This window comes from Solilutibacter tolerans (assembly GCF_900155935.1).
GTDB classification, from domain to species: domain Bacteria; phylum Pseudomonadota; class Gammaproteobacteria; order Xanthomonadales; family Xanthomonadaceae; genus Solilutibacter; species Solilutibacter tolerans.
Genome location: NZ_FTLW01000002.1, coordinates 48,185 through 67,729, shown reverse-complemented (window position 1 = coordinate 67,729; position 19,545 = coordinate 48,185). Strand labels below are relative to the sequence as shown.

Genomic DNA, 19,545 nt, shown 5'->3' with positions numbered 1-19,545 from the left:
GCGATAATCACGGCATGGACGACAAAGACCAAAGCACCACCCATTTCGGCTATCGCGACGTTCCCACCGGCCAGAAGCAGAAGCTGGTGGGTGAAGTGTTCACGTCGGTCGCCTCCAGCTACGACTTGATGAACGATTTGATGTCGCTGGGCATCCATCGTGTGTGGAAGCGTTACTTCGTCGCCACCGCGCAGGTGAAGCCGGGGGATCGCATCCTCGACCTGGCAGGTGGTACCGGCGACATCGCCGCGCTGCTGAAAGACCGCGTTGGTGAAAAGGGTGAACTCGTCCTTGGCGACATCAATGTGTCGATGCTGAAAGTCGGACGCGACCGCATGACTGATCGCGGCAATGTACGCGGCTTCGAATACGTGCAATGCAACGCAGAGAAACTACCGTTTCCTGATGCCAGTTTTGACTTGGTGACGATCGCCTTCGGCCTGCGCAACGTCACCGACAAGGATGCCGCGTTACGCGAAATGCATCGTGTTCTGAAGGTGGGCGGGCAGGCGCGCGTGCTGGAATTTTCGGAAGTCACCGCGGCGTGGTTCAAGCCGATCTATGACTTCCACTCCTTCAACATCCTGCCAAAACTCGGCAAGTTGTTCGCCAACGATGCGGATAGCTACCAATACCTGGCGGAATCCATTCGCAAGCATCCACCGCAGGAAGAATTGAAGGGCATGATGCAGGCAGCGGGCTTCGCGCGGGCCGGCTATCGCAATCTAAGCGCCGGCATTGTGGCCATCCACACGGGCTACAAGGCCTGATGCAAAAGGCCCGCGATCCACACGGGCCGTTGTACACCTAGATCAGGGCTGCCAGCCGTAGCTGAGTTTCACGAACAAGCTACGCGTGTTGCCGAACATGTCCGGATTGTCATCGTCCATGAAGGCGCCATAAGAGCCGCCGGCATAAACCGCGGTGCGCGGATTGACCTTGTACGAATAGACCATCTGCGCAGCCCAATCACGCGCCTTCTCATTGACCGGGAAGGCATAAAGCGCGGGATTGCGCTCCACTTGGCTGCCTTGCAGGGTCAGGCGCAGGCGTTGGCGCGGGGTGAACTGCCAGCTGCTGCCCGCGTTGAGCACCATGGTCTCGAATGCGGTGCCGCCGTCGCGACGCATCTCCTGATGCACCAAGCTCCAGTCGGTCGCCACGCCGCGCCCGATATTCGCATTGCCCCAAAATTCGACCATCGTGCGCTTGCCGGTTTTTTCGGCAGCCAGGTCAAGCATCGTGCCCGCATTCAAATACAGGCCTAGCTGCAGCTTGGCGTTGGGACGGAAGTTGGTGTTGATATCGGCGTAGCGTTCATCAAACAACTGGCCGCGCCAGAAACGCTTGCGTGCCATGCCATGTAACGAAAGGCTGCTTTGCATCGGTCCTTGCGTTCCGATGGACCCTTCGAGTTCGCGCTCCAGCAGCTGGCCATCAAAGCGGTGGGTGACATCGAAGTCCGCCCTTAGGTTGATGCGGTTGAACGATTTGCCATCGAGAAACCAGCTGTAGCCACCGCCGATCAGGGACTTCTCGTAGCCCACCTGGCCCATGAAACCCAGATCTGCTCGGAAGCCGGGGTCGATGTCCATGTGCCAGGTATTGAAGCTCCAGTTGCGATTGCCAAAGCTGTATTCCATGCGCCAGGCATCGCCGCTTGGCGTGTCGTCGTTGCCCAGCTCGTTCGCGTAAGCATTGACGATGCGCATCGGGTATTCGGACTGGCTGTGCAGGAACTGCGCTTTCGCCGTGTGCGCATCCTTCTGCCAGCGCGCATCCATGCCGACGACATTGTTGGCGTAGTCATCGCCTTGGCGGAACGTGCCGATCACGCCGATGCTGGCGTTCTTGTTGATGTCATGACGATAGCGGCCCACGGCGACGTTCGCGTCCTGGTCCAGCTGTTCGAAGCGCGAGCCCAACACGCCCGGCACCAGTAACAGGGTGGTGGCATCACGCGCGATAATCGCTCCGTATGCGCCATTCGTTGTGCGACCGGTGGTGCGTAATCCGAAGTCCGGGTCGGCGATCTGGCGCGTGTAAAGCACATCGAACTGACTGGTGAAGTAGTCCGCGCCTTCAAGGAAGAACGGGCGCTTCTCCTGATAGAACAGCGCGAAACTGTTGTTGACATCGAGTTGCAGCTGATCGGTTTCTACCTGTGAAAAGTCCGGGTTCAAGGTGGCGTTGAGGGTCATCGCAGGCGAAGGTGCCCAACTCACGTCTACGCCTGGCTCGATCGAGCTGTCGCCGCTTTGCCAAGGCTGGCCAGCTGCATTGCGGAGCTGCGATTTGCCCATGGTGAGCGTAGGCACCACTTCGATATTGCGACCCTGTTGCGCGCCGGCCATCCCGTCATACTTGGTCCATTCGCACAGGAAGCAATTGGATTTGCGCGGCACCTTGTGGCTGGTCAATTGATGACGCTTGTCGCGCGGATAATTGCGGAAGAGCGAGATCCCCCAACGTTTGTCGCCCGGATTATTGCGAAAGCGCAGCGTAGAGAACGGGATGCGCATCTCGACGTTGTAGCCCTCTTCCGTGAGCTTGCCCGCGCTGCTCCACAAACCGTCCCAGCTTGCGTCTTCGTTGCCGGTGGTCGCGTCGTTGATTAGGTCTGCCTGCACGCCCAGCGGATTGACGATCAATTCATAGCCACGGCGTTGGTCGTTGAAGGTATCCAAGAACACGCCAACCCAGTCGTCGTTGAAGGCGCTATCGCGATCGCGCAGGTGGGCGCGGATGGCGCTTGGATCTGGATCCAGTGCTTGGAAGCTGAGGTACAGCGCATCAGTGGTGTAACCGATGCGCACTGTGGTCTTGACCGGTGCCGGCGTGTTGTCGCCGGGCTGGATGTCATAGGCGATTTCCTGCACCAAGGCGCCTTCCCACGCGGCATCGTCCAGAACACCGTCGATCGAGATCTCGCCCTGCAGCTGCGGGATACGCCCGCCCGGGATGTAATCGGCTGTTGCAGTCGGGGCAGCTTGGTCTGCTTTTGCAGCCTGGGCAGACAAGGCGGATGCCAGCGCGATGGCGATGAGTGTTGGGACGGGGCGCGCAGCCATGACATGAGCCGGTAGGTTGAAGTGATGGATAGGATCAACGCGCTAGCGATTGGCGTCCCATGCCAAAAGTCCCCCCGTGCCGAAAGTCGGGTGCAGTGATGCGTGGTTCACGCCCGCGTGACGATGGCGGCTAAACTCGGGGTTTCCCCATTTGCGAGACTGCTCCATGCGCCATTCCGTGCTGATGCTCTCCGTTGCCGCCGTATTGATGGCCGGCTGTGCGAAACAGGAATCCGCCCCGGCCCAGCCGACGGCCACGACACCTCCCCCCGCGACCAATGTGACGCAGGCAGCCGTGGTGTTGGATGAACATTCGTATGCAGAGCCGGGCAAGGTGCGCACCAAGGATCTGGCGCTGGACTTGGGTGTCGACTTCGGCAAGAAAGAATTGGCAGGGACCGCGACCTACACGCTGGAGTGGGTCGACAAGAGCGCGACGCAGTTGGTGCTGGACACGCGTGACCTGACCATCGTGAAAGCCGAGGGCGAAAATGCAGCAGGCCAGTGGCAGCCGCTGAAGTTTGCGTTGTCGCCAACGGCAGACAAATTGCTCGGCAGTAAGCTCACCATCGAAACGCCGGAGCGTCCCGGCAAGGTGCGGGTGACGTATCACACCTCGCCGAATGCTTCCGGCCTGCAGTGGCTGGAGCCGTCGATGACCGAAGGCAAGAAGTCGCCCTTCATGTTCAGTCAGTCGCAGCAGATCCACGCACGCAGTTGGGTGCCGCTGCAGGACACCCCGCAAATCCGCTTCACCTATACCGCGCATGTCACCAGCCCGAAGGACGTGATGGTGTTGATGAGCGCCGACAACGATCCGAACGCCGCACGTGATGGCGATTACAGCTTCAAGATGCCGCAGCCGATTCCGTCCTACTTGCTCGCGATCGCCGCAGGTGACCTGGTGTTCAAGCCGATCAGCGCGCGTAGCGGCGTGTGGGCCGAACCGGCGATGGTCGACAAGGCGACCAAGGAATTTGAAGACACCGAGAAGATGATCGTCACCACCGAAAAGTTGTACGGCCCGTACCGTTGGGACCGCTACGACATGCTGGTGCTGCCGCCGTCGTTCCCGTATGGCGGCATGGAGAACCCGCGCCTGACCTTTGCCACGCCGACTGTGATCGTTGGCGACAAGTCGTTGGTTTCGCTGATCGCGCATGAATTGGCGCATAGCTGGTCGGGCAACTTGGTCACCTTCGCGACCGATCGCGATGCATGGCTCAACGAAGGCTTCACCACCTACGTGCAGGGCCGCATCACCGAGGACATGTACGGCAAGGATATGGCCGACATGGAGCATGTCATCGACCGCGACGAGCTGAAGAAGGAATACACCACGCTTGATCCGAAGCTGCAGGTGATGGCGCTGAAACCCGGTGAGCTGGCCGATCCCGATGGGTCGTCATCCGCCACCGTCTACACCAAGGGTGCGTGGATGTTGCAGTGGCTGGAGCAAAGCTATGGCCGCGATGTGTTCGACCCCTTCTTGAAGGGTTATTTCGATCACTTCGCCTTCCAGTCGATCACCACTCAGCAATTCCTTGACTACATCAAGGCCAACTTGATCGACAAGCATCCGGGCAAGGCCACGTTGGCCCAGATCGAGTCGTGGATCTACAACCCGGGTATCCCGGATTTCGCCCCGCAAGTGCAGGCGCGTCCGTTCGCCGTGGTCGATACCGCACGCACCTCATGGTTGCAGGACAGCAAGTTGCCGGCATCTCAGCTGACCAGCGAATGGTTTACGCAGGAGTGGGTGCATTTCATCGAAGGCTTGCCGGATACCCTGCCGCAGGAACAGCTCAAGCAGCTGGATGATGCGTATCACTTCACGGGTACTGCCAATGGCGAAGTCGCGATGCGGTGGTATCCGCTCACCGTGCGCAGTGGCTACGTGGAGGCGCGCCCCGAGATAGCCAAGTTCCTCGAGCGCGTGGGTCGTCGCAAGCTGATCATGCCGACCTACGGCGCGTTGGTCGCCTCGCCGGATGGCATGGCCTTCGCCAAGCAGGTGTTCGCCAAGGCCAAGCCGGGCTATCACCCGATCACCACCGGTTCGGTCGAGGACACCATCGCCAAGGCTGAAGCAGGCGGCAAGGCGGCGAAATGATGCGTTGCCTGCTATTGCCTGTTGCGCTTGTCGCCGCACTCACCGCCTGCAAGAAGGAAGATCCGCAGGCGGCGGCTGCAGCGCAAGCTGCAGCACAGGAAGCTGCAGCGGCACCGTTCAAGAAGACGTTTGATGAAGCAGTTGCCGGCGAAAAATGGGAGCTGGCGCTGTCGCAGGCAGATCAATTGCGTCAGCGCTATCCCGACACGCAAATCGCGAAGGAAGTGCTGCCGCAGTTCGCCGAGGTGGAGAGCAAAGCAAAGGCGGCCCGCGCCGAACGACGCCTGCAGAATCTCTGGGACTATCAGGATGTCGCAGCGGGCAAAGGGCGTCAGCTGAGCGCGTCAATCATGGCGAAGGATCGCATCGACATCGATAACGGGCGCAGCACAGTGCAGTTGATTTTTCGTGATCATCCCGAGTGGGGGCGCTCCAGCTACCTGGTCATGCAACGCGGTGACTTCAATTGCTACAGCGGTTGCAAGTTGAAACTGATGGTCGATGGCAAGCCGCGCACGTTGGCGGGCTCGCGTCCCGACACCGATGAAGCTATCGCGATGTTCATCGAGGACGAAAGACCGCTGTGGCGCATCTTCAAGTCGGCAAAAGAAGTCAGCATCGAATTCCCGGTGAAGCCTTCGGGCACGCGGAGCGCCACGTTCGAGACCGGCGGTCTGGATCCGACGCGTTTGCCTGAGTGGAATTGATGCGGCTTACCCGCGCATTGGGCAAACAAAAACGCCGGCGAAATGCCGGCGTTTTCATTCAGGCCATTCGTTCGGTCAGATCGAATAGCCGAACTGCTTCTGGAACTCCGCAGAGAATTCATCCCAATTGAAGCGCTGGTTCTGCGTGCCGTGGTGGCAGACCTTGAGTGCGCCCATCAAGTTACCGATGCGGCCGATGGTCGGCCAGTCGTGCCCCTTCTGGATGCCGTAGATCAGGCCCGCGCGGAACGCATCGCCGCAGCCGGTCGGATCGACCACGGCTTCTTCTTGCGCCGGGGGCACGTTGACGCTGATGCCGTCGTGGAAGATGTCGCAGCCCTTCGGACCGCGCGTCACGATGAAGGCTTTCACCTTGCGTGCGATCTCGCGCTCGTTCCACCCAGTGCGTTCTTGCAACAGGTTGGATTCGTAGTCGTTGGTGATCACGTAATCGGCCAGCTCGACAAACTCGCGGAACTCCTCGCCATTGAACAGCGGCATCGCCTGGCCCGGATCGAAGATGAAGGGGATGCCGGCGTCGAAGAACTCGCGCGCGTTCTGCAGCATGCCCTCGCGGCCGTCCGGTGCCACGATGCCGAGCGTCACACCGGGCACGTCGCGCACGTGGTTGAGGTGGCTCTCGCCCATCGCGCCCGGGTGGAAGGCGGTGATCTGGTTGTTATCGTGGTCGGTGGTGATGAAGGCCTGCGGCGTGTAGCTATCCGGCAGCTCCCTCACGTGGTCCAGCGGGATGCCGAGCGCATCGAAATGGGCGCGGTAGGGGCCGAAGTCTTGACCGACCGTTGCCATCGGCAGTGGCTTGCCGCCCAGCAAATGCAAGTTGTAGGCGATGTTGCCGGCGCAGCCGCCAAACTCACGACGCATCCGCGGGACCAGGAAGGACACGTTCAAGATGTGTACCTTGTCCGGGAGGATGTGGTTCTTGAATTGGTCCGGGAAGACCATGATGGTGTCGTAGGCCAAGGAACCGCAAATCAGTACGGACATGGGTGCTGCTCGTCGAAGATCGGCATAGGGTAGCCCGTGTGGGCCAACGAGGCCACGAAAAGCGGTAATAAATAACGATTCCGGAACGCCGAGGCGGCTGATTTTCGCTAGACTGGCACGCTTCTCCCTGCCCCCAAACGAGCCCCCGATCCAATGTTCAAAAAGCTGCGCGGCATGTTCTCGAATGACCTGTCCATTGACCTGGGCACGGCCAACACCCTGATTTACGTGCGCGGGCAGGGCATCGTCCTGAACGAGCCGTCGGTGGTGGCGGTGCGGCAGGACCGGATGTCGGGTGCGGCACGATCAGTGGCGGCGGTGGGGGCCGAGGCCAAGCAGATGCTGGGCCGTACCCCGGGCAACATCACCACCATCCGGCCGATGAAGGACGGTGTCATCGCCGATTTCACCTATACCGAGGAAATGCTCAAGTACTTCATCAAGAAGGTGCACAAGAGCCGCTTCCTCAAGCCCAGCCCACGGGTGCTGATCTGCGTGCCGTGCGGCTCGACCCAGGTTGAGCAGCGCGCGATCAAGGAATCCGCGCTCGAAGCCGGTGCGCGTGATGTATCGCTGATCGAGGAGCCGATGGCCGCGGCGATCGGCGCCGGCATGCCGGTGACCGATGCCTATGGCTCGATGGTGATCGATATCGGTGGCGGCACCACCGAAGTCGCGGTGATCGCCCTCAACGGCATCGTCTACTCGCAGTCGGTGCGCATCGGCGGCGACCGTTTCGATGAAGCGATCATCAACTACGTACGCCGCCACCACGGCATGCTGATCGGCGAGGCCACGGCCGAGCGCATCAAGCTGGAAATCGGCTGCGCCTATCCGCAGCAGCAGACGCGCGAAATGGAAATCTCCGGCCGTAATCTGGCCGAGGGCGTGCCCAAGGTCATCAAGATCAATTCCAATGAGGTGCTGGAAGCACTGCGTGAGCCCCTGTCTGGCATTGCCGCCGCGGTGAAGCAGGCACTTGAGCAGACCCCGCCGGAGCTGTGCGCCGACGTCGCTGAGCGCGGCATCGTGCTGACCGGCGGCGGCGCGCTGTTGCGTGACCTGGATCGCCTGCTGTCCGAGGAAACCGGCCTGCACGTGATGGTGGCGGATGATCCGCTGACTTGCGTGGCACGCGGCGGTGGTCGCGCGCTGGAGTTGCTGGACAAGCACGGCAACGAGTTTTTCGCCCACGATTGACCCATAACGGCCCGCCTTGTGCGGGCCGCGCGGCCCCTGGGGCGGGTCGCGCAGCTCGATCACCCGCCCCTTCCATCCGCCGAACCGGACCAGACCTAGACCGTGCCGCCGTACGCAGGATCCCCCGCTTCCCGTCCGCAAGACATTGCCGGCAGCCTGCGCCTGCTGGGCTATCTGGCGCTGGCCCTGTCCTTGGTGTTCCTCGATCAGCGTCTGGGGTGGTTGAAGCAGATCCGCCAGGCATCAACTTTATTGGTGCAGCCGCTCTGGCAGGTGGCCGGTCTGCCGGCACGCCTGGGCGAAAAGGTCCGTAGTGATGCGGTGACGCGTGGGCAGTTGGCGAATGACAACCGTGTATTGCGCAACGCCTTGCTGATGTCCGGCGCGCAAGTGGCGCGGCTGGAATCGGCCGCGACCGAGAACGCACGCTTGCGGGCGATGCTGGGCGTGGCCGAGCAGGGCGGGTTGGAGGTCCAGTTGGCGCCGATCCTCGACATCGACCTTGACCCGACCCGCCAGCGATTGGTGTTGGATGCAGGCAGCAATCAAGGCGTGCGCATGGGGCAAATGGTGCTGGATGCCGGCGGCCTGCTGGGCCAGGTGATTGCCGTACAGCCCGGCACGTCGACCGTGTTGCTCCTGACCGACCCCGATCACGCGGTGCCCGTCGAAGTCGCGCGCAGTGGGGTGCGCTTGGTGGCCTATGGGCGAGGCGATGGCATCTCGCTGGCCAATGTCGCGCGCACGGCGGATATTCGGGTGGGGGATGTTGTGCAGACCTCCGGTTTGGGCGGCCGCTTTCCACCCGGCTTCAAGGTGGGTACTGTCGAATCGCTGCGGGCGGATGACAGCCGCGCCTTCCTGACCGGGGTGCTGCAGCCAGCGGCGGGTTTGGACCGAGGCCGCGAAGTCCTGTTGCTGCGCGAAGTGCGCAAACCGCTGCCGCCGGTGACATCGCCTCCTGTTGATACAACAACGAGCGCGGCACAGCCGACGTCGGTGCCGACATCTGCACCGACTGCTGCACCGGCTTCATCAGCTTCGAATGCAGCCAGGGACATCGCATCTCCCAACACCACATCTGTGCAACCCCCAACCACGGAACCTGCCCGATGAAACGTGGGCAAACCGGCTATGGCTGGATGTTTGCCAGCGTCGTGTTGGCGGTGTTGCTGGCGCTGCTGCCGTTGCCGGAAACCCTGGCGCCATTGCGACCGTATTGGCTGGCGTTGGTAGTGGCGTATTGGGTGCTGGAAAATCCGGATCGTGCAGGCCTTGGCTTTGCCTTCATGGCTGGCTTGATCGCCGATATCGCCCAGGGCGCGATTCTGGGTGAGCAAGCGCTGCGGATGGTGATCCTCGCTTTCATCCTGGATCGTTTCCGTACGCGACTGCGCTTTTTCCCGGTCTGGCAGCAGGCTTTGGTGATGGGTGGATTGCTGGTCAACGACCGTATCGTCTCTGCCATCGTGCATGTGCTGGTGAGTGCGCCGCAGGCCGATGCGATGTACTGGCTTTCGCCGCTGACCGGTGCACTGATGTGGGGCCCGGTGTTTGTGATGCTGGATGCACTGCGGCATGGCCGCCGACGGGGCTAGGCGATGTGGAGGGGTAGCCGCCGCTGGGTGAAGAATCGCGCGTTGGAGGCCGAGCAATTCCGTCGCCGTGCGGTGTTGGGTTTCATCATCGTCGCGGCCAGTTTGCTGGGTTTGGCGGCGTGGTATTTCCGCTTGCAGGTAGTGCAGCATGAGCGCTTTGCGGCGCAGGCCGAAGCCAACCGCATCAAGCCGCGGCCCATCGTGCCGGGGCGCGGACTGATCTATGACCGCAAGGGGCGCATCCTGGCGGACAACATCCCGGCCTTTCGTCTGGATGTCACGCCCGATCGCGCCGGTGATTTGGACGAAGTACTGGCGCGGATGTCAAAGCTGATCGCATTCACGCCTGAAGACCTGGAAGCGTTCGCCGAAGCGCGCAAGTCCGCGCGCAGGCATCGCCCGATCACGTTGAAGTTGCGCCTGACCGAGGATGAGATCGCACGATTCGCAGTGGATCGTTGGCGTTATCCCGGGGTTGATTTGGTGCCGTACTTCAGTCGCGTCTATCCCTATGGTGATTTGTTCGCGCATGTGATCGGCTACGTCGGTCGCGTCGATGTGCGCGACCGCGAGCGGTTGGATGAAACGGCGGCGGCGTTCAGCCATATAGGCAAGACGGGGCTGGAGCGTTATTACGAGGACGCCCTGCGCGGCAGCGTGGGCTTCGAGCGCATCGAGACCAATTCCGATGGCCGCGCGATCCGCACCTTGGGTGTGGTGCCCGCGACGCCCGGTACCGATCTGCGCCTGTCCATCGACATCGACTTGCAGCGCGCGATGGTCGCCGCGTTTGGCGAGCTGGAAGGCACCGCCGTGGCGGTCGATCCGCGCACGGGCGAAATTCTGGGGTTGGTCAGCTTGCCTGCCTACGACCCCAATCTTTTCGTCAACGGCATCTCGCACGCCGATTACAAGGCGCTCAACGAGAACCCGTCGCGGCCGCAGTTCAATCGCGCAGTGCTCGGCGGCGTGGCGCCGGGCTCGACCATCAAGCCGCTGCTCGCGCTGGCTGGTTTGGATAGTGGCATCCGCACACCCGAGGACAGGGTGATGTCCAAAGGCATGTTCTACCTGCCCGGCCAGCGTCGCGGCTACGGCGACTTGCATCATGGTTGGACGGACCTGCGCAAATCGATCTACGAATCGGTCAACACGTATTACTACCAGCTGGCGATGGACATGGGGATCGACAAGTTCGATTACTACATGGACCGCTATGGCTTCGGCAAACCGACCGGCGTGGACTTGTCGGGCGAGATCGGCGGCATCCTGCCATCGCCTGCGTGGAAGGCCAAGAACGCACCCAAACAAGGGCGTTGGTATACCGGCGACACGGTGATAAGCGGCATCGGCCAAGGCTATTGGAAGGCGACAACCTTGCAATTGGTGCAAGCGACCGCAGCCATGGGCAATGGCGGCTTCTTGCGTCGCCCGCACTTGGTGAAGGACACGCGCAAGGGTTTCGAGGCGCCCTGGCTTGCGACGCCGCAACCCGAGCCCTCGCGCATCAGTGACAGTCCTGCGCATCTGGAGGCCGTGCGCGAAGGCATGGTGGCCACCGTGCACGGCCCCGGCACTGCGACCAATATCCGCTACGGGCTGGATTACCTGATCGCCAGCAAGACCGGTACCGCGCAGGTGGTTAGTCGGCGGCACGGGCAGGGTGCGATCAACCCCAAAAGCTTGCCGATGCATCTTCGTCACCGTGCGTTGTTCATCGCGTATGCGCCGGCCTACGACCCGACCATCGCGATAGCCGTCGCGGTTGAAGGCGGTGGTTATGGTGCGTCCACGGCGGCGCCTATCGCGCGCAAGATCCTGGATGCATGGATCAGCGGCAAATTGCCGGAAGGTGTGCAGGCTGATACCACACGTGACTCCAGCATACCCGCATCGCAGCAACCGCCAGCGCAGCCAGTCGCGTCGGCCACCAGTGCGCCGGAAGCAACGCCATGAACCCCTTGCTGCGTTGGCTTACCGATGTCGTGATGCGCATGTTGCGCACGGTCGACCTGCCTTTGCTGGGCGCATTGATCGGCCTGATGGCGGTGAGCTTGGTGGTGATGTACAGCGCGGGCGGCGACGGCATGGATTTCGTCCTGCGGCAGGGCGCGCGCTTCGCGATTGGCCTGGTGGCGATGTGGGCGATTTCGCGGATCACCCCGCAAACCCTGCGCGCTATCTCGCCGGCCGCTTACGCGCTCTCCTTGTTGCCATTGATCGCGGTGTTGTTCATCGGTACAGGCCGTCATGGCGGACACTGGATCAATCTGGGCGTGTTCTACTTCCAGCCATCGGAGTTGATGAAACTGTCCTTGCCGATGATGCTGGCCTGGTACCTGGACCGCTCGGTGCTGCCGCCGCGCTTCCCGACATCGGTGACGGCGCTTGCGATCATCGCGCTGCCCGTTGCGTTGATTCTTCTGCAGAAGGACTTCGGTACCGCGATGCTGGTGATGGCCACCGGCGTATTCGCGCTGTTCCTGGTCGGTTTGCCGTGGTGGTGGTTTGGTGCTGGCATCGCAGGCGTCGTTGCTATTGCGCCGATTGCCTGGTTCTGGTTGCTGCGCCCTTATCAGAAGGGTCGCATCATGACCTTCCTCAACCCCGAAAACGATCCGCTGGGCGAAGGCTGGAACCTGATGCAGTCGAAGATCGCGATTGGTTCTGGTGGCTGGTTCGGCAAGGGGTGGGGGCAGGGCAGCCAATCGCATCTGGATTACCTGCCCGAGCACACCACTGACTTCGCGTTTTCGGTGCTGTCCGAAGAATTTGGCTGGGTCGGGGTGATGGTGGTGCTCACGCTGTATCTCTTCATCATTGGTCGCTGCCTGTGGATCGCCGCCGAAGCGCGCGAGGGCTGGTCGCGCATCGTCGCTGGCACGCTTGGCATGGCGTTGTTCGCCTATGTCGCTGTGAATGGCGCGATGATCTCTGGGTTGTTGCCGGTGGTCGGCGTGCCAATGCCTTTCATCTCCTATGGCGGCACCTCGGCAGTTGCCTTGCTGGCCGGGATGGGCTTGGTGATGTCAGCGGGTGCGCATGGGCGTCGCGGCGGGATGTAAATCCCGCGAAACTGGCAGCAGGCTGAACTTGCTGTGCGATAGCGACTCGGCAGTGTGATGAGCGCGTGATAACCTCCGGGCGATGATTCGACGCACTCTTCCCCTCGCAGCATTGATGCTCGTCTTGGCCGCCTGCGCGACCAAGGCGCCCGAAGCTCCCCCCTCAGCCTCGACGCCCAAGCCGGCGACCGCGCCGACGGCCAACGTGCCGATTCCATCGCAGCCGGCCGAGCGGCCGAGCGCGCCGGAATCGGTGACCGATCCGTCAATCCCGCTGGCGCAGCGCCAAGCGGCTTTCATCGACTACACCGCCCGCACTTACGGCATCGATCCAGCCCATATCCGCCAGGCGCTGGATCAGGCGCAGTTCCAGCAGCGCATCGTCGACATCATGTCGCGCCCTGCCGAAGCCGTGCGTCCATGGAAGGACTATCGTCCGATCTTCATGAACGATGCGCGCATCAATGGCGGTGTGGCGTTCTATCGCGAAAATCGTGCGGCGCTCGACAAGGTGGCCGCCGAGACCGGCGTGCCTGCCGAATACATCGTCGCGATCATCGGCGTGGAAACGCAGTTTGGTCGCAACATGGGCAGCTATCGCGTGCTGGATGCGATCTACACCTTGGCGTTCTATTACCCGCGTCGCGCGCCGTTCTTCGCGGGCGAGCTGGCGCAGTTGTTCGCGCTGCAGAAGGCCGAGCCGCAACTCGACATCACCCAGCTCAAGGGCAGCTATGCCGGCGCGATGGGCATGGGCCAGTTCATGCCGTCCAGCTATCGCCTGTGGGCGAAGGATGGGGATGGCGACGGCCGCCGTGATTTGCTGACGCACAAGCCCGACGTGTTTGCATCCATCGCCAACTATTTTGTCGTGCACGGTTGGAAGCGCGGCGAGCCCGTGGTCGCGCGCGCCGAGAAAGACCCGAACATGCCCGAGTGGACGCCGGAGAAAATCGATCCGGTGCACACGCTTTCGGCGATCGAGGCCAAGGGCTACCGCCCGATGCGCGGCCAGCCGGTGCGCGAAGGCGCAACCGTGATCAATTTCGAAGGCGATGCCGGCCGCGAGTATTGGCTCGGCTACGGCAATTTCTTCGTCATCACCCGTTACAACCGTTCGCCGATGTATTCGCTGGCGGTGCATCAGCTGGCGCAGGCGATTCGCGCCGGGGTTGACGGTCGATGAGCTTGCCGCGGCTGTTGCCGCTGGCGGCCATCAGCCTGGCGCTGGCGGCTTGCGGCACGGCACCCAAGAAAACCACGGCGCCCAAGGAAGCCCCAAAGCCTAGCGAAGCGGCATCGACCAACACGCCGAAGCCCAGCGCCGGAAAAGTTTCTCCGTATGCGCCCGCGCAAGAAGACACCTCCAAACGCGGCAATTACGTGGCGGGTGGTTTGTATGCGCCGGGCGTCGCCGACACGGTGCCCAGCTACATACCCAACGTCGATGCGATCCCGGAACCCGAAGTGCGCGAGGAGCCGCGATCGCGCTACGGCAATCGTTCGCCCTATAAGGTGCTGGGCAAGTCGTACACGGTGCTCGACCGCCCGCATGGCTATGTGGAGCGTGGCAAGGCGTCGTATTACGGCAACAAGTTCCACGGCCGTCGCACCTCCAACCAGGAGGTGTACGACATGTATGCTTTCACCGCCGCGCATCGCAGCCTGCCGCTGCCGAGCTATGCGCGCGTGACCAATCTGGACAACGGCAAGTCGGTCGTGGTGCGCGTCAATGATCGTGGGCCGTTCCACTCCGGCCGCTTGATCGATTTGAGCTACGCCGCCGCCGTCAAGCTGGGCTATCGGGAACGTGGCACGGCGAATGTCGAAGTGCGTGCATTGACGCCGGGCGAGCAGGCGCAAGTGGGGCGTTTGGTGGCTGCTGCGCAGACCACGCCCAACGACTCCAAGGCCGAGGCTGTGCTGGCACAGCAAGTCGCAACGCAGAATGCGCCGGGTGGCGTGGCGCTTGGCAATGCAGCGTCGGAATCGGGTGACTATCGCTTCGATATGCAGCAAGACGCTCGCGTGATGACGGCGGCCGAGTTCGATGCATGGATGCGTGCGCGTCGCGTGCGCGTGGCCACCGGCAAGCCGGGCAAGCCCGATCCGCAGCCGCAGCAAGTACCCGCGCAGACACCGCCTGCGATCCAGTCCGCTCCACTGGCAGCGACGGCCGCGAGCAATGTGCCGGCATCGCGCTCCAATGCGATGGTCATGCCGCAACCGGCGGATCATGCGGTGCCAGCGCAAACCTATCCGACGCAGTCCGGCGGCGTGCAGCTGCAAGTCGCCAGTTTTGCCAGCCCGGCCAACGCCGAGCGTGCCTTGGCGATGTTGCGCAACGCAGGCGTGCCCGGCGCGCGACTGCAGGATGCCACTGTCGGCGGCAAGCGCATCTGGCGCCTGCGTGTTGGCCCGTTGGCCGAAAATGCAGTGTCGCCGCTCGCCTCGCGGATCGCTGGGCTGGGTTTTGGCCAGCCCGCCGTCGTACGCGAATAAACTTACCTTTTCGAACCACTAGCCGCCGTGCGCGGCCGAGAGAAATTTCCAACGATGAAACATACCCTGCTGCTCCCCGTCGCCCTCGCCACCGCGTTTGTGGGCTTGGCCATCGCCCAAACCCCGAACACGCCGCCACCGCCTTCCGCGGTTGCGAGTGGCGAGCTGCCGATTCCGCCGGCCCCGGTGCCGAAGGTGTCGAAGGCATGGATCTTGATGGATGCGGCGACCGGCCAGGTGCTGGCGGGCGAGAACATCGACACGCAACTCGAGCCGGCCAGCATCACCAAGGTGATGACCAGCTACGTGATCGCGGCTGAGCTTGCCAAGGGCAAGCTGAAGCCCGACGACCCGGTGATGATGAGCGAGAACGCCTGGCGTACTGGCGGCGCCGGCACCGATGGCAGCTACAGCGGTTTCGAGGTCAACAAGACCGCGCCGCTGCTGCAGATGGAGAAAGGGATGGTGGTGCAGTCCGGCAACGATGCCGCGATTGCATTGGCGGAGCACGTTGCCGGCAGCGAGGAAGCATTCGCTTCGCTGATGAACAGCTACGCACAGCGCATCGGCATGAAAAATTCGCATTTTGCCAATGCCACCGGTTTGTCCGCGCCGGGCCACCTGTCGTCGGCGCGCGATCTGGCGTTGTTGGGCCGCGCGTTGATCCGCGAATTCCCCGAGGCGTATTCGTACAACAAGCTGAAGGAATTCACCGTCGGCCCGATCACCCAGCCCAACCGCAATCTGCTGTTGTGGCGCGACAACTCGGTCGATGGCATCAAGACCGGTCACCACTCGGGCGCGGGTTATTGCCTGATGGCATCGGCCAAGCGTGGCGACCAGCGCCTGATCAGCGTGGTGCTGGGCGGCAGCAGCGAAGAGCAACGCGCTGTGGATTCGCAGGCGCTGCTCAATTGGGGCTTCCGCTTCTATGAAAGCCACCGCCTGTACGACGCCAACAAGTCCGTCGCCACGCAACGCGTGTGGAAGGGCAAGGTCAATGAAGTGAACCTGGGCGTGGCCCAGCCGTTGATCGTCAGCATGCCGCGTGGCCGCTACCCGCAGATGAAGTCGTCGATGGACGTGCCTAAGACCCTGGTTGCACCGATCACCAAGGGCCAGAAGATCGGCACGGTCAAGGTGACGCTTGATGGCAAGGAAATCGCCAGCGCGCCGCTGGTTGCGATGGAGGCGGTGGAGGAAGCCGGCTTCTTCAAGCGCCTGTGGCACGAAATCATGATGTGGTGGGATTCGATGTAATCCGCTGATACAAAAACGCCGGGACAACCTCCCGGCGTTTTGTTTTCAGCGCTTAGTAAAACGCATGCCCCGCGGCATGGCGGGCATGCCAGTCCATCATCGCTTCGGCGCGCAGCGGCTTGGAGAACAGCCACCCTTGCGCGAATTGCACCCCGATCTCGTTCAAGCGTTTGGCTTGCGCTGCATGCTCGACGCCCTCGGCCACCACCAAGTGGCGACCGATCGCGATCAATGCCTCCAGCCGCTCCATCGACCTGGTAGCGCGGTCTGTCCCGATGCTGGCGACGAAATCTCGATCCACCTTGATCACATCCACCGGCACGCGCGACAAGACCAGCAGGTTGTTTTCGTCCACCGCGACATCGTCCATCGCGATCATTACGTCGCGACCGGCGATCTCCTTCAGTTCCTCCAGGCCCAGCCGGTCCGGTGCGCCGCGCTCGGTGATTTCCAGCACCACCCGATTGCGCACCGACAGCAGGTTGGCCTTGTAGCCCGCGTACTCCACGCCGCCGCGCCCCAACACTTCAGGCGGCACGTTGACGGCAACATGGATGTCATCACAGCGACGCATCCAGTCGCCCATCTCCTGGCCCATGGTGTCGATCACCCAATAAGTCAGTAGCCCGGACACCGGGGTGTTTTCGATCAGTGGGATGAAATCCATCGGCGGGATGATTTCGTCGCCGCAGCGCCAGCGCACCAGTGCCTCACAGCCGGCGCACTGGCCATCGGCCAATCGCACGGTGGGCAGATATTCGAGGAACAGGTCCCCGGCGAATATGGCGTCATGCACTGCGTCCACGGTGATCATCGACATGGCTCCTTGCTGTCAGGCCAGTGTAGCTCCGTGTTGCAGTCCACCTTGGGATGCGGGCCCCCAGGCCCCATAATCGGGGCATGAGCATTCAATCCGACAACCCCGAACACGGCTTCCAATTCCCCGGCGTCTTCGAGATTACCGCGATGGGCCCTGCCAGCGCTGGTCTGGAGACCGAGATCCCGCGTCTCTTGGAGCAGGTCGGCATCGAAGTAATGCGCGAGACCGTTGCCGTGCGCGACTCCTCGGGCGGCCGCTACGTCTCGATCAAGCTGAACATCAAGGCCGATACGCGCGAGGAATACGAAGCTGCCCACCAGGCCCTGCGTGATCACCCGGAAGTGAAGTGGACGCTGTAACCGGCGCAAATTGCACCGCGTCACCGGTTAGCGAGTCCACCCGTCCGGCCATCGTCCGTGACCTGGGCCGTCAAGCGTACGAGCCGGTCTGGCGGGCGATGCAGGGTTTCACCGACGCCCGCAACGACGACACCATCGATGAGCTCTGGTTCGTAGAGCACGATCCGGTGTTCACGCTCGGCCAGGCCGGCAAGGATGAGCACGTCCTGATGCCGGGCGATATCCCGGTCATCCATGTCGATCGCGGCGGTCAGGTCACCTATCACGGCCCCGGGCAGATCGTGCTGTATCCGCTGCTGGACCTGAAGCGTCTGGGCATTGGCGTGCGTGACTACGTCTGCAAGATCGAACAAGCCATCATCGACACCCTTGGCGAGTGGAACATCGGCGCCGAGCGCAAGGAGGGCGCGCCGGGCGTCTACGTTAACGGTGCCAAGGTCGCCGCGCTCGGCATCCGCGTGCGCCGTGGCTGCACGTTCCATGGCTTGGCTTTCAACATCGCCATGGATCTGGAACCCTTCCGCCGCATCAATCCGTGTGGCTATGCGGGTCTGGAAGTGGTGTCGATGTCGGATCTGGGCGGTCCGGGCGGCATGGACGGCGTGAAGCCGGTCTTGCTGGCGCAGATCGCCAAGCAATTTGGTCTGGCCCCGGTGGCTGAAGCGGCCCCGGATCTCACCTCGCTCGCCGCCCAGCGCAAGGCCGCCTGAAGCCCGCAATGCGATAATCAGCCGATGAACGAACCTCGCAGCATTCCGCTCTCCGTCATCGACGAGGCCCCGGCCAGCCTGACGCCGGGCGAGAAGCAACTGGCCGGCGACAAGATCGGCCGCAGCCCGGTGACCTTCGAGGAAGCGCCCGTGTTGCGCAAGCCGAGCTGGATCCGGGTGCGCATCCCGTCTGGCAACGCCGTGCAGCAGTTGAAGTCGAAGCTGCGGGCGAATCGCTTGGTTACGGTGTGCGAGGACGCCAGCTGCCCGAACATCCACGAGTGCTTCAGCCACGGCACCGCGACGTTCATGATCATGGGCGAGGTCTGCACCCGCCGCTGCAGTTTCTGCGATGTCGCGCATGGCCGGCCCAAGCCGCTCGATGCCGATGAGCCGCGTCGTTTGGCTGAAACCATCGCCGACATGCGCCTCAAGTACGTGGTCATCACCAGCGTGGATCGCGATGACTTGCGCGATGGCGGCGCGCAGCATTTCGTCGACTGCATCCGCGAAACGCGCGCGGCGGTGCCGGGCATCCAGGTCGAAGTGCTGACGCCGGATTTCCGTGGCAAAGGCCGCATGGAACGCGCGCTGGAGATCATGGCCATCGCGCCGCCGGACGTCTTCAACCACAACGTCGAGACCGTGCCGGAGCTGTACAAGAACGTGCGTCCGGGTGCGGATTACCAGTGGTCGCTGACCTTGCTCAAGAAGTTCAAGGCGCAGCATCCCGATGTGTCCACCAAGTCCGGGATCATGCTGGGCCTGGGCGAAACGATGGAACAAGTCGAAGGCACCTTGCGCGATCTGCGCGCGCACGATGTCGACATGATCACCATCGGCCAGTACCTGCAGCCCTCGCCCTCGCATCACCCGCTGATGCGCTACTGGACGCCGGAAGAGTTCAAGGCGCTGGAAGACTTCGGCTACCAGCTCGGCTTCTCGCATGTCGCCTCCGGGCCGATGGTGCGCTCCAGCTACCACGCCGACCGTTCAGCCAAGGAAGCGGGCATCGCCCCGGCGGTCTGAGTTTCCGGGCCCGGTCCAGCCATTCATCTGGCCTTTCAGGCCGCCCGCTACCCTGCAGGTGAGCCTGAGCTGGCGCGGGAAGCGAACTTCCGGCACTGTCAGG

17 protein-coding genes are annotated in these 19,545 nt (G+C 62.5%); 14 read left to right on the top strand and 3 right to left on the bottom strand.

Annotated features, from left to right (window positions below):
* Positions 1 to 14 precede the first annotated feature (14 nt).
* Positions 15 to 770, top strand: coding sequence for a bifunctional demethylmenaquinone methyltransferase/2-methoxy-6-polyprenyl-1,4-benzoquinol methylase UbiE (gene ubiE / locus BW989_RS03450; RefSeq protein WP_076585459.1), 756 nt, complete (start codon positions 15 to 17; stop codon positions 768 to 770).
* A gap of 42 nt (positions 771 to 812) precedes the next feature.
* Here the strand turns inward: ubiE and BW989_RS03445 are convergent, their stop codons facing one another.
* Positions 813 to 3,071 (bottom strand): DUF5916 domain-containing protein, encoded by a 2,259-nt coding sequence (locus BW989_RS03445; RefSeq protein ID WP_076585457.1) that lies wholly within the window; start codon positions 3,069 to 3,071, stop codon positions 813 to 815.
* Positions 3,072 to 3,237: 166 nt separating this feature from the next.
* On the opposite strand from BW989_RS03445, the gene BW989_RS03440 reads away from it, so the two are divergent.
* Both BW989_RS03440 and BW989_RS03435 read left to right on the top strand, forming a co-directional pair.
* Positions 3,238 to 5,184 carry a M1 family metallopeptidase gene (locus BW989_RS03440; protein WP_076585454.1) on the top strand — a complete coding sequence of 649 codons (1,947 nt, stop codon included), beginning with the start codon at positions 3,238 to 3,240 and terminating at the stop codon, positions 5,182 to 5,184.
* Positions 5,181 to 5,891, top strand: a complete 711-nt coding sequence (locus BW989_RS03435) for a hypothetical protein (protein ID WP_242651267.1) — start codon at positions 5,181 to 5,183, stop codon at positions 5,889 to 5,891. The genes BW989_RS03440 and BW989_RS03435 overlap by 4 nt, the downstream gene beginning before the upstream one ends.
* A gap of 75 nt (positions 5,892 to 5,966) precedes the next feature.
* On the opposite strand, the gene BW989_RS03430 is transcribed toward BW989_RS03435, so the two are convergent.
* Entirely contained in the window at positions 5,967 to 6,899 is a 933-nt protein-coding gene (locus tag BW989_RS03430; protein ID WP_076585451.1) for a carbohydrate kinase family protein, read from the bottom strand.
* Between the two features lie 153 nt (positions 6,900 to 7,052).
* Between BW989_RS03430 and BW989_RS03425 the strand changes: the two genes are divergently transcribed.
* The 8 genes from BW989_RS03425 (at position 7,053) to BW989_RS03390 (ending at position 16,524) form a co-directional block, all read left to right on the top strand.
* Complete coding sequence (locus BW989_RS03425; protein ID WP_076585449.1) at positions 7,053 to 8,099, top strand: rod shape-determining protein; 1,047 nt, start codon at positions 7,053 to 7,055, stop codon at positions 8,097 to 8,099.
* Between the two features lie 102 nt (positions 8,100 to 8,201).
* The gene (gene mreC / locus BW989_RS03420) at positions 8,202 to 9,215 is read left to right on the top strand and encodes a rod shape-determining protein MreC (protein ID WP_076585448.1); all 1,014 of its coding nucleotides are present in this window, start codon (positions 8,202 to 8,204) and stop codon (positions 9,213 to 9,215) included.
* Positions 9,212 to 9,697, top strand: coding sequence for a rod shape-determining protein MreD (gene mreD, locus BW989_RS03415; RefSeq protein ID WP_076585446.1), 486 nt, complete (start codon positions 9,212 to 9,214; stop codon positions 9,695 to 9,697). The genes mreC and mreD overlap by 4 nt, the downstream gene beginning before the upstream one ends.
* Positions 9,698 to 9,700: 3 nt before the next feature.
* Complete coding sequence (gene mrdA, locus BW989_RS03410; protein WP_076585445.1) at positions 9,701 to 11,653, top strand: penicillin-binding protein 2; 1,953 nt, start codon at positions 9,701 to 9,703, stop codon at positions 11,651 to 11,653.
* Complete coding sequence (gene rodA, locus BW989_RS03405) at positions 11,650 to 12,762, top strand: rod shape-determining protein RodA (RefSeq protein WP_076585443.1); 1,113 nt, start codon at positions 11,650 to 11,652, stop codon at positions 12,760 to 12,762. The genes mrdA and rodA overlap by 4 nt, the downstream gene beginning before the upstream one ends.
* 82 nt (positions 12,763 to 12,844) lie before the next feature.
* Positions 12,845 to 13,948, top strand: coding sequence for a lytic murein transglycosylase B (gene mltB, locus BW989_RS03400; RefSeq protein ID WP_076585441.1), 1,104 nt, complete (start codon positions 12,845 to 12,847; stop codon positions 13,946 to 13,948).
* A complete protein-coding gene (locus BW989_RS03395) occupies positions 13,945 to 15,264 on the top strand; it encodes a septal ring lytic transglycosylase RlpA family protein (protein ID WP_076585439.1) in 1,320 nt (439 codons plus the stop codon). The genes mltB and BW989_RS03395 overlap by 4 nt, the downstream gene beginning before the upstream one ends.
* A 54-nt stretch (positions 15,265 to 15,318) precedes the next feature.
* Complete coding sequence (locus BW989_RS03390; RefSeq protein ID WP_076585437.1) at positions 15,319 to 16,524, top strand: D-alanyl-D-alanine carboxypeptidase family protein; 1,206 nt, start codon at positions 15,319 to 15,321, stop codon at positions 16,522 to 16,524.
* Positions 16,525 to 16,576: 52 nt separating this feature from the next.
* Here the strand turns inward: BW989_RS03390 and BW989_RS03385 are convergent, their stop codons facing one another.
* Positions 16,577 to 17,344, bottom strand: coding sequence for an EAL domain-containing protein (locus BW989_RS03385; protein WP_076585435.1), 768 nt, complete (start codon positions 17,342 to 17,344; stop codon positions 16,577 to 16,579).
* A gap of 80 nt (positions 17,345 to 17,424) precedes the next feature.
* Here BW989_RS03385 and BW989_RS03380 point away from each other — a divergent pair, with 80 nt between their 5' ends.
* From BW989_RS03380 to lipA, 3 genes are read left to right on the top strand one after another with little or no spacing between them, the layout of a single operon-like run.
* Positions 17,425 to 17,703 (top strand): DUF493 family protein, encoded by a 279-nt coding sequence (locus BW989_RS03380; RefSeq protein WP_076585433.1) that lies wholly within the window; start codon positions 17,425 to 17,427, stop codon positions 17,701 to 17,703.
* The gene (gene lipB / locus BW989_RS03375) at positions 17,691 to 18,413 is read left to right on the top strand and encodes a lipoyl(octanoyl) transferase LipB (protein WP_076585431.1); all 723 of its coding nucleotides are present in this window, start codon (positions 17,691 to 17,693) and stop codon (positions 18,411 to 18,413) included. The genes BW989_RS03380 and lipB overlap by 13 nt, the downstream gene beginning before the upstream one ends.
* Before the next feature lie 24 nt (positions 18,414 to 18,437).
* Entirely contained in the window at positions 18,438 to 19,442 is a 1,005-nt protein-coding gene (lipA, locus tag BW989_RS03370) for a lipoyl synthase (RefSeq protein WP_076585429.1), read from the top strand.
* The last annotated feature ends 103 nt before the right edge of the window (positions 19,443 to 19,545 follow it).

What these genes read in the sequence shown, in the direction of transcription:
- ubiE (WP_076585459.1), top strand. Translation starts at nt 15, where the DNA reads ATGGACGACAAAGACCAAAGCACCACCCATTTCGGCTATCGCGACGTT.
- BW989_RS03445 (WP_076585457.1), bottom strand. Translation starts at nt 3,071, where the DNA reads ATGGCTGCGCGCCCCGTCCCAACACTCATCGCCATCGCGCTGGCATCC.
- BW989_RS03440 (WP_076585454.1), top strand. Translation starts at nt 3,238, where the DNA reads ATGCGCCATTCCGTGCTGATGCTCTCCGTTGCCGCCGTATTGATGGCC.
- BW989_RS03435 (WP_242651267.1), top strand. Translation starts at nt 5,181, where the DNA reads ATGATGCGTTGCCTGCTATTGCCTGTTGCGCTTGTCGCCGCACTCACC.
- BW989_RS03430 (WP_076585451.1), bottom strand. Translation starts at nt 6,899, where the DNA reads ATGTCCGTACTGATTTGCGGTTCCTTGGCCTACGACACCATCATGGTC.
- BW989_RS03425 (WP_076585449.1), top strand. Translation starts at nt 7,053, where the DNA reads ATGTTCAAAAAGCTGCGCGGCATGTTCTCGAATGACCTGTCCATTGAC.
- mreD (WP_076585446.1), top strand. Translation starts at nt 9,212, where the DNA reads ATGAAACGTGGGCAAACCGGCTATGGCTGGATGTTTGCCAGCGTCGTG.
- mrdA (WP_076585445.1), top strand. Translation starts at nt 9,701, where the DNA reads ATGTGGAGGGGTAGCCGCCGCTGGGTGAAGAATCGCGCGTTGGAGGCC.
- rodA (WP_076585443.1), top strand. Translation starts at nt 11,650, where the DNA reads ATGAACCCCTTGCTGCGTTGGCTTACCGATGTCGTGATGCGCATGTTG.
- mltB (WP_076585441.1), top strand. Translation starts at nt 12,845, where the DNA reads ATGATTCGACGCACTCTTCCCCTCGCAGCATTGATGCTCGTCTTGGCC.
- BW989_RS03395 (WP_076585439.1), top strand. Translation starts at nt 13,945, where the DNA reads ATGAGCTTGCCGCGGCTGTTGCCGCTGGCGGCCATCAGCCTGGCGCTG.
- BW989_RS03390 (WP_076585437.1), top strand. Translation starts at nt 15,319, where the DNA reads ATGAAACATACCCTGCTGCTCCCCGTCGCCCTCGCCACCGCGTTTGTG.
- BW989_RS03385 (WP_076585435.1), bottom strand. Translation starts at nt 17,344, where the DNA reads ATGTCGATGATCACCGTGGACGCAGTGCATGACGCCATATTCGCCGGG.
- BW989_RS03380 (WP_076585433.1), top strand. Translation starts at nt 17,425, where the DNA reads ATGAGCATTCAATCCGACAACCCCGAACACGGCTTCCAATTCCCCGGC.
- lipA (WP_076585429.1), top strand. Translation starts at nt 18,438, where the DNA reads ATGAACGAACCTCGCAGCATTCCGCTCTCCGTCATCGACGAGGCCCCG.